10 protein-coding genes and 1 pseudogene are annotated in these 7,580 nt (G+C 69.8%); 5 read left to right on the top strand and 6 right to left on the bottom strand.

Annotated elements, in window-relative coordinates; translation table 11 throughout:
• A pseudogene (locus ABTZ43_RS16385) lies at positions 1–157 on the top strand (amino acid ABC transporter permease); the annotation flags it as partial.
• An 18-nt stretch (positions 158–175) separates the two neighbouring features.
• Here the strand turns inward: ABTZ43_RS16385 and ABTZ43_RS16380 are convergent.
• Genes ABTZ43_RS16380 through ABTZ43_RS16370 form a run of 3 tightly spaced genes read right to left on the bottom strand, consistent with a single transcriptional unit; the run spans position 176 to position 1,167 of the window.
• On the bottom strand, positions 176–448 hold the full coding sequence (locus tag ABTZ43_RS16380; protein ID WP_056420612.1) for a metal-sensitive transcriptional regulator: 273 nt from the start codon (positions 446–448) through the stop codon (positions 176–178).
• Positions 449–477: 29 nt separating this feature from the next.
• A complete protein-coding gene (locus ABTZ43_RS16375; protein WP_350539549.1) occupies positions 478–888 on the bottom strand; it encodes a type II toxin-antitoxin system VapC family toxin in 411 nt (136 codons plus the stop codon).
• Positions 889–891: 3 nt separating this feature from the next.
• A complete protein-coding gene (locus ABTZ43_RS16370) occupies positions 892–1,167 on the bottom strand; it encodes a type II toxin-antitoxin system prevent-host-death family antitoxin (RefSeq protein ID WP_253386513.1) in 276 nt (91 codons plus the stop codon).
• Between the two features lie 127 nt (positions 1,168–1,294).
• Between ABTZ43_RS16370 and ABTZ43_RS16365 the strand changes: the two genes are divergently transcribed.
• From ABTZ43_RS16365 to ABTZ43_RS16350, 4 genes are all read left to right on the top strand, one after another.
• Positions 1,295–2,572 carry a DUF445 domain-containing protein gene (locus ABTZ43_RS16365; RefSeq protein WP_314097728.1) on the top strand — a complete coding sequence of 426 codons (1,278 nt, stop codon included), beginning with the start codon at positions 1,295–1,297 and terminating at the stop codon, positions 2,570–2,572.
• Between the two features lie 3 nt (positions 2,573–2,575).
• Positions 2,576–3,109, top strand: a complete 534-nt coding sequence (locus ABTZ43_RS16360) for an AAA family ATPase (protein WP_350539548.1) — start codon at positions 2,576–2,578, stop codon at positions 3,107–3,109.
• A 150-nt stretch (positions 3,110–3,259) separates the two neighbouring features.
• Entirely contained in the window at positions 3,260–3,901 is a 642-nt protein-coding gene (locus ABTZ43_RS16355) for a hypothetical protein (RefSeq protein ID WP_350539547.1), read from the top strand.
• A complete protein-coding gene (locus ABTZ43_RS16350) occupies positions 3,898–4,302 on the top strand; it encodes a hypothetical protein (RefSeq protein ID WP_149424315.1) in 405 nt (134 codons plus the stop codon). Before ABTZ43_RS16355 ends, ABTZ43_RS16350 begins: the two co-directional genes overlap by 4 nt.
• Positions 4,303–4,473: 171 nt before the next feature.
• Here ABTZ43_RS16350 and ABTZ43_RS16345 read toward each other — a convergent pair whose 3' ends face one another.
• The 3 genes from ABTZ43_RS16345 to hutU all read right to left on the bottom strand — a co-directional run.
• A complete protein-coding gene (locus ABTZ43_RS16345) occupies positions 4,474–5,379 on the bottom strand; it encodes an arginase family protein (protein ID WP_350539546.1) in 906 nt (301 codons plus the stop codon).
• Positions 5,360–6,580 carry an imidazolonepropionase gene (gene hutI, locus ABTZ43_RS16340; protein ID WP_350539545.1) on the bottom strand — a complete coding sequence of 407 codons (1,221 nt, stop codon included), beginning with the start codon at positions 6,578–6,580 and terminating at the stop codon, positions 5,360–5,362. Before hutI ends, ABTZ43_RS16345 begins: the two co-directional genes overlap by 20 nt.
• On the bottom strand, positions 6,577–7,580 hold a 1,004-nt coding region (gene hutU, locus ABTZ43_RS16335), incomplete at its 5' end, for a urocanate hydratase (RefSeq protein ID WP_350539544.1). The genes hutI and hutU, both read right to left, overlap by 4 nt.

Raw genomic sequence — 7,580 nt, 5'->3', positions numbered from 1 at the left:
CTACGCGATCATCCTGCTCGGCTTCGGCCTGTTCTTCCGGCACCGCCTGGTGCTCTCGCCGGAAGAGGAGTACGCCCTGTCGGGCGGGTCGCACGGCGACCCGCAGTCCGAGGGCTACGACGCCATGGAGGGCGAGGTGTTCGACGGCCGCACGTGAGCGGGGCCGGGGAGGCCGCTACCTGCGGTCGAAGTCGAACGCCTTGAGCAGTTCGTCGACCGCCTTGTCGCGCTCCTCCCCGCCCTCCTCGAACATGTGCGTGACGTGCGTGCGCAGGTGATTCTCGAGCAGCAGTCGATTCAGGGATTCGAGGGACCGCTGGATCGCGCGGGACTGCGTGATGATGTCCATGCAGTACTCCTCGCTCTCGATCATCCGCGCGACTCCGCGCATCTGCCCCTCGAGGATGCTGGTGCGATGCAGCGCGCGCTTCTTGATGTCTTCGATCACGCTTCGAGGGTACTCGGCCCCGACCGTCGTCAGCCCGAGAACGGATTGACGACGGCGAGGCCGGGGATGGCGAAGTCCTTCTCACTGCGGGTGACGAGCGTCAGCCCGTGGTGCAGAGCTGTGGCGGCGATGAGCGCGTCTGCCCACGGACGACGATCCGGCACGTTGAGAGCGGCGCACGTACGCGCGATCTCCGGCGAGACGGGAAGGATGCGGGAGCCGAGCCCGAGGCGGAGCGTGTCCAGCCACCGTCGCAGAGCGAGCGCCTGACGCGGATCGCGACGCTGAAGTGCGAGGACGCCGAGCTCCAGCTCGTAGTCCGTGATCGCGCTCATATGGATCGACTCCGGTACACCGCTCTCCATCCAGGAGCGCGCGGCGGCGCCGAGGCCTGTTGCGCGCCTCGCCTCGGAGAACGTGTTCGTGTCGATCAGGTACATCGGTCAGAACTCGATCGGAGGACGACCGAGGTCCTTCTTCCTGTCGGCGACGACCTCGTCGATGATGCGATCGAACTCGCCGTCGTCGCCTGCGAGGTCTTCCGCCGGCATCGCGAGGAATTCGAGAATCGACCGGGGCCGGGCCGGGGCGAGCCGGTCGTATTCGTCAATCGAGAGCAGCACGTACGCGGGCTCGCCGCGCTTCGTGATCATCACGGGCTGATCATCGGCGACGCGCTGCGCCCGCGCCACGGACTGGTTGAACTCACGAGCGGTCATGGTGAACACGATGCACCTCGATTCGGAATGTAGTGATGGTACTACACAGCGCCCGAGGTCCGGCACGACGGAGCGCGGATTCCGCGAGCCCGGGCTCTCGCCACTGCCCGCGTGAAAGGATGACGTCATGCCGCGCACACCGAGGGCTCTCCTCTCTCCCGCCGATCAGGAACGCCTGCGTGCCCTGCGCCGCATGAAGGCCGTGGCCCTCGGCGCGCTGATCTTCATGGCGGTCGTGTTCGTGATCGCGTTCGCGTTGCAGGAGCGGCAGCCGTGGCTGGGCTATGTGCGGGCCGCTGCGGAGGGCGGAATGGTCGGTGCCCTCGCCGACTGGTTCGCCGTGACCGCGCTGTTCCGCCGTCCGCTCGGCCTGCCCATCCCGCACACCGCGATCATCCCCAGCCGCAAGGACGAGATCGGACGCACGCTCGGCGAGTTCGTCGAGACCAACTTCCTCGAAGGCAGCGTGGTGCGCACCAAGCTCGCCAGCACCGAGATCGCGAAACGCGGAGGCGAGTGGCTGCGCGACCCCGCCCACGCCGAGCGGGTGGCGGCCGAGGGCGCGACGATCGCGACGGCCGTGCTCAACGCGCTCAGCGACGACGACGTGCGCGACCTCATCACCGACCTCGCCCGCGAGCACCTGGTCTCACCCGAGTGGGGTCCACCGGCCGGCGCCTGGCTCGAGAAGATCGTCGAGGCCGATGCCCACCACGGCGCCGTCGATCTCGCGGCCGACAGCATCGCCCGGTGGCTGGACGCCAACGCAGAGTCGTTCTCGGGACTCATCTCCCGCCGCCTGCCCGGCTGGGTGCCGAAGCTCGCGCATCGATTCGTCGACGACACCGCCTACAACGAGGCGGTCAAGTTCGTCCGCGCGGTGCAGGCCGACCCGACGCATCCGGCGCGCATCGCCGTCGACGGGTACCTTGCGCGCCTCGCCGACAGCCTCCAGAACGACCCGGCGACGCGCGAGAAGCTCGAGAACGCGAAGTCATCGCTGTTCGACAGCCCCCGAGTCGGCGCCCTCGCCGCCGAGGCGTGGAACACCGCGAAGAACGGACTGCTCACCGCTCTCGCCGACCCCGAGAGCGGGCTGCGCGTGCGTGCGGCGCAGGCTCTGCAGGAGGTCGGCGACAGGCTGACGACGGATGCCGCGCTGCAGCACCGCGTCGACACCTGGGTGTCGGACGCCGCGGTGTTCCTCGTCGACCGCTACCGTCACGACATCGCGTCGATCATCACCGACACCGTCGAGCGCTGGGACCCGGTCGAGACCACCGAGAAGATCGAGCTCATGGTCGGCCGCGACCTGCAGTACATCCGCCTGAACGGCACCTTCGTCGGCGCCCTCGCGGGCCTCGCGATCTTCACGATCGCACATCTGCTGATCCCCGGGGTCTGAGTCGTGCACATCGTCGTGTCGGGCACTCATGCGAGCGGCAAGAGCACGCTGGTCTCCGACTTCCACGCCGCGCATCCCGAGTTCACGGTGCTCGGCGACCCGTTCGACGACATCGAGTCGGACGCACCGAGCAGTGCGGCCAGCTTCGTCGCGCAGCTCCGCGTCTCGATCTCACGACTGCGTGAGCCGGCGCGCGAGAGTTCTGTCATCTCCGAACGCGGCCCCGTCGACTTCCTCGCCTACCTCACCGCGCTCGAGATGCTGGGACGCGGCGACGGCGCCCTGCTCTCGCGAGCGCAGGAGCTGGTCGAGTCCTCGATGGCGCGCATCGATCTGATCGCCGTCCTGCCACTGGATGCGCGGCACCCGATCGATGTTCCCGATGACGAGGACCCGGAGCTCCGAGAGGCGATGGAGAGCGCGCTTCTCGATGCGCTCGACGACCTCGAACGCGCCGGTGATGCGCCGCCGATCGTGACGCTCACGGGGACCCCGGACGAGAGGCTCGCACAGCTGGAGCACGCCGCCGGCCTCTGAGACCGGGCGAACACGAGGATCACAGCGCCAGACGCGCATCAGGTGCCGTTGCTAGGGTCCTCACCTATGGCCGCCGATGTCGCATCCCCCCGTCCAGATCGCCGGCGAGCGCGTCGGGGTACTCGGCAGCGAGTCGTCGCAGGACTCGCTGTGCTGGCCAGCGGCATCATCGCCTTCGTCCTCGCCGGCTCCGCCCTGGATCTCGTGCGGGACAGGTTGCACCACAACTGCGGGATGCAGCCCCCGGGCTCCGAGGGAGCGGGCATCTGGACCTGCAGCGACGGGATCGGGTACCTCGGCATCGCAGGCATCCTCGCCATCGGATGGCTCACTGTCGTGCTCTCCGGTTGCCTCATCGCTCTGCTCGTCCGCCCCTCTCGACAGGCGCGTCCGGCGCTCGTGATTCTCGCAGCCGTGTCCGCCGCGTGGGTCCTCGGGCTGACCTGGTTGGGGTCGGCGAGGAATGTTCAGGATCAGTACGCACCCATGACGGGCGCCGAGTACTGGCTGGAGGCGGTCGGCCCTGCAGCGCTCGTCAGCGTGCTCGGCGTCGCCTTGGGCCTGTTGAGCCTTGTGCCGACGGGGCCGCTCTCGTGGATTCTGGGGATCGTGGCGACGATTCTGCTGATCGTCGCGGCTGTTCTGCAGCCAGGGCTGAGCCTCAACATCATCCCGGCTGTGGGGCTGCGCGCCGCGGCGACCATCCGCGCGATCGCCGTCGAGACCACCGCGGGTCCGGGGCTGCGTCGGCCTCGACGACCTGGGACGCCACGTGGGAGAACCGGCCGATGAACGCGCTCTTCGGTGCGGCCGCGCTGATCGCCCTGCTGGCACTCGGGATCGCAACCGCCATCGGCCTCGGACTCCGGCCTCGACCGGCCCCCGAGTACTGGGCGAGCCTCGTCGCGTGGAGCCTTCAACTCCTCGCCGCGATGGCAGCGGTGTTCTGGGTGGGATTCCTCGGGATCTCGACCCCGGCTTGCGCGCCGAACTGCGACTGGGACCTCCTCGGCTACAACTTTCAAGGTTTCATGATCGCGGCCGGGCTCATCCAGCTCGCGAGCATGGTGCTCATCATCCTGCTGCGCCGACGCCCGAAGGTCTGGGTGGTGCCGCTGGCTGCGACGGGGCTCATCATCGTTCTCGCTGTGGTGTCGTCGATCATCGCGTACAAGGCCATGCTGTTCTTCTGAGCCGTGCCGTCCTTCTGAATGGTCCGCAGACGGGCACCATGGGCCTCGACACCCTACGCAGACCAGTTCGCCCCGCGCTCCTGGACGCGCCGGGTGCTGTGGCTGCTCGTGGCTCTCGCCGGTCTGCTCGGCGCGGGAGCCGGACTCCTGCTGCTGAGCGGAGAGAGGCCGTCAGCGCGCGGCGAGGCCCGCGAGCATCTCGAGCACGCAGAGGGCCGCGAGTCTGACCGTGCGCATGTCGTCGGTGTCGGCGGTCGCGTCGACCTCGGCGATGTCCGCGCTCGCGACGCGCGCATCCGCGACGATCGAGCGGACGAGGGCGCGCAGCTCCCACGCCGCGAAGCCCCCGGGCACGCTCGCGGGGCACCCCGGTGCCGCGGCGCGGTCGGCCGCGTCGACGTCGACATCGAGATGGATGCGGGCGTCCGCGCCGCTTCCTGCGATGCTCGTCGCTTCGGCGACCACATCGTCGATGCCCCGGCGCCTGACCTCGTCGAGCGTGATCACGCGGATGCCCCACTCGGCGGCTCGTGCGGCGTAGGCCGCGGAGTTCGCGAAGTCCGCGATCCCGATCTGGACGATCCTCGTCGGGTCGATCCGCTCGCCGTCCGGGGCGTCCTCCACCAGGCACCGCACCGGCGACCCGTTCGACACCCCGTCGCGCAGGTCGTAATGGGCATCGATCGTGATCAGCCCGGTGGCCCGTGCGCCCCGTGCGACCGGATAGGTCAGAGCGTTGTCGCCGCCGAGAGCGATCACGAGACGGGCGGACTCCGCGAGTTCGTGCACGCGCGCGACGCTCGCAGCGATCCCCGCGTCACCGTCCGGCTCGACGACATCACCGGCGTCGAGCACGCGCAGCGCCCCAGCGAGGTCGACGACGGGCGGCCCCATGAGCGTGGCACTGTACCGGGTCAGCGCGTCACGGATCGCCGCGGGGGTCGCGTGCGCGCCGGTCGGCGAGAGCGAGGTGCGCCAGGTGGGAACACCGACGAGCACGGCATCCGCGCAGGCACCGGCCGAGAAGGCCGGCCAGGATCCGGCACGCGGCCACAGGTCATCGTGCGAGAGAGCCATGGGTATCCGTTCCTCGTGCGATTCCGGATGCCGCGTAGACCGCAGCACCGTCCTTCCACACCCGATCGACCAGCGGGACGCCAGGTCGGTATGCCAGGTGGATGCGTGTGGGCGCGCCCAGCAGCACGAGGTCTGCCCGTGCGCCCGGCGTGATCGCGCCGACGTCGTCGCGACGCAAGGCCCGCGCTCCTCCGGCTGTCGCCGCCCACACCGCCTCGGCAGGTGTCATGCCCATGTCGCGCACTGCAATCGCGATGCAGAACGGCATCGACGAGGTGAAGCTCGAGCCCGGGTTCGTGTCGCACGCGAGGGCCACGGTGACACCCGCATCGATCAGTCGACGCCCATTCGGGTACGGCTGGCGCGTCGAGAACTCGACCCCGGGCAGCAGCGTGAGCACGGTGTCGGAGGCGGCGAGCGCGGCGATGTCGTCGTCGGTCAGGTAGGTGCCATGATCGATCGACGCCGCACCGAGCTCGACGGCGAGGCGCACGCCGTCGCCCGGGCCGAGCTGGCTGGCGTGCACTCGCGGCATGAGGCCCTTCGCGATGCCCGCCTCGAGCACGCGCCGCGACTGCGAGACCGAGAACGCGCCGGTCTCGCAGAACACGTCGATCCACCTCGAGTGCGGCGCGCAGGCGTCGAGCATCGGCCCCGTCACCAGATCGACGTACTCGTCGGCGCGGTCGGCGTACTCCGCGGGCACCACGTGCGCTCCGAGAAAAGTGACCTCGGGGGTGACCTCGGCGGCGAGCCGGACGAGACGCTCCTCGTCCGCGACGCTCAGCCCGTAGCCGCTCTTAACCTCGACGGTCGTCGTGCCCTGCGCGAGAAGCTCGCCGACGAAGCCGCGCAGACGGGCGCGGAGCTCGTCGTCGCTCGCCGCTCTCGTCGCGGCGACCGTGGAGCGGATGCCGCCCGCGGCATACTTCTGCCCGGCCATCCGCGCCTCGAACTCGGCGGCCCGATCGCCTCCGAACACGAGGTGGCTGTGACTGTCGACGAAGCCGGGGATGACCGCGCGGCCGCCGGCGTCGACGATCTCGTCGGCCCCGGGTGCGGCATCCGCCGATCCGACCCAGGCGATCCGTCCATCCTCGATCAGTACGGCCGCATCGAGACGCGTGCCGACGCGGTCGCCGTCCGGCGAGCCGACGTTGGTCGTCAGCTCGCCGATGTTCGTGATCAGCGAGGTGCTCACAGCATCGGCACGTTCAGCCCGCGCTCGCGGGCGACATCACGTGCGTGCTCGTAGCCGGCGTCGACGTGCCGCATGACACCGGTTCCCGGGTCGTTGGTCAGCACCCGCTCCAGCTTCTCCGAGGCGAGCGCGGACCCGTCGGCCACCGACACCTGGCCGGCGTGGATCGAGCGTCCGATCCCCACACCGCCGCCGTGGTGCAGCGACACCCACGAGGCCCCGGATGCCGTGTTGAGCAGTGCGTTCAGCAGCGGCCAGTCGGCGATCGCATCGGACCCGTCCTTCATGGACTCGGTCTCACGGTACGGCGAGGCGACGGATCCGGAGTCGAGATGATCGCGCCCGATCACGATGGGCGCTGAGAGCTCCCCCGAGGCGACCATCTCGTTGAACTTGAGTCCGGCGAGGTGGCGCTCCTTGTAGCCGAGCCAGCAGATCCGTGCGGGCAGGCCCTCGAAATGCACCTTCTCGCCCGCCTTCTCCAGCCACCGATGCAGCGCCGTGTCGTCGGGGAAGAGCTCGGCGATGGCACGGTCGGTCTTGTAGATGTCCTCGGGGTCTCCCGAGAGCGCCGCCCAGCGGAAGGGCCCGCGCCCCTCCTCGAACTGCGGACGGATGTAGGCCGGCACGAAACCGGGGAAGTCGAACGCGCGGTCGAACCCGCCGAGCTGCGCCTCGGCGCGGATCGAGTTGCCGTAGTCGAACACCGCGGCCCCCGCATCCTGGAACGCGACCATCGCCGCGACGTGCTGGGCCATCGACTGGCGCGAGCGGCGGGTGAACTCCTCCGCGTCCCGCTCGGCCTCAGCCTTCCAGTCCGCGACCGAGGTGCCCACCGGCAGGTAGGCGAGCGGGTCGTGCGCGCTCGTCTGGTCGGTGACGATGTCGATCGGCACCCCGCGATGCAGCAGCTCGGGGAAGACCTCGGCCGCGTTGCCCACGACACCCACGGAGAGCGCCTCCCCTGCGTCCTTCGCGGCGACGACCCGAGCCACCGCGG

This window comes from Microbacterium sp. NPDC097977 (genome assembly GCF_040302605.1).
Lineage (GTDB): Bacteria > Actinomycetota > Actinomycetes > Actinomycetales > Microbacteriaceae > Microbacterium.
The sequence above is the reverse complement of the archived record's forward strand: the minus strand, read 5'-3'. Positions and strand labels throughout refer to the sequence as shown.

Excerpts from the sequence above, each read along its gene's own strand:
- ABTZ43_RS16375 (WP_350539549.1), bottom strand. The coding sequence starts at position 888 with ATGTACCTGATCGACACGAACACGTTCTCCGAGGCGAGGCGCGCAACA.
- ABTZ43_RS16370 (WP_253386513.1), bottom strand. The coding sequence starts at position 1,167 with ATGACCGCTCGTGAGTTCAACCAGTCCGTGGCGCGGGCGCAGCGCGTC.
- ABTZ43_RS16365 (WP_314097728.1), top strand. The coding sequence starts at position 1,295 with ATGCCGCGCACACCGAGGGCTCTCCTCTCTCCCGCCGATCAGGAACGC.
- ABTZ43_RS16350 (WP_149424315.1), top strand. The coding sequence starts at position 3,898 with ATGAACGCGCTCTTCGGTGCGGCCGCGCTGATCGCCCTGCTGGCACTC.
- ABTZ43_RS16345 (WP_350539546.1), bottom strand. The coding sequence starts at position 5,379 with ATGGCTCTCTCGCACGATGACCTGTGGCCGCGTGCCGGATCCTGGCCG.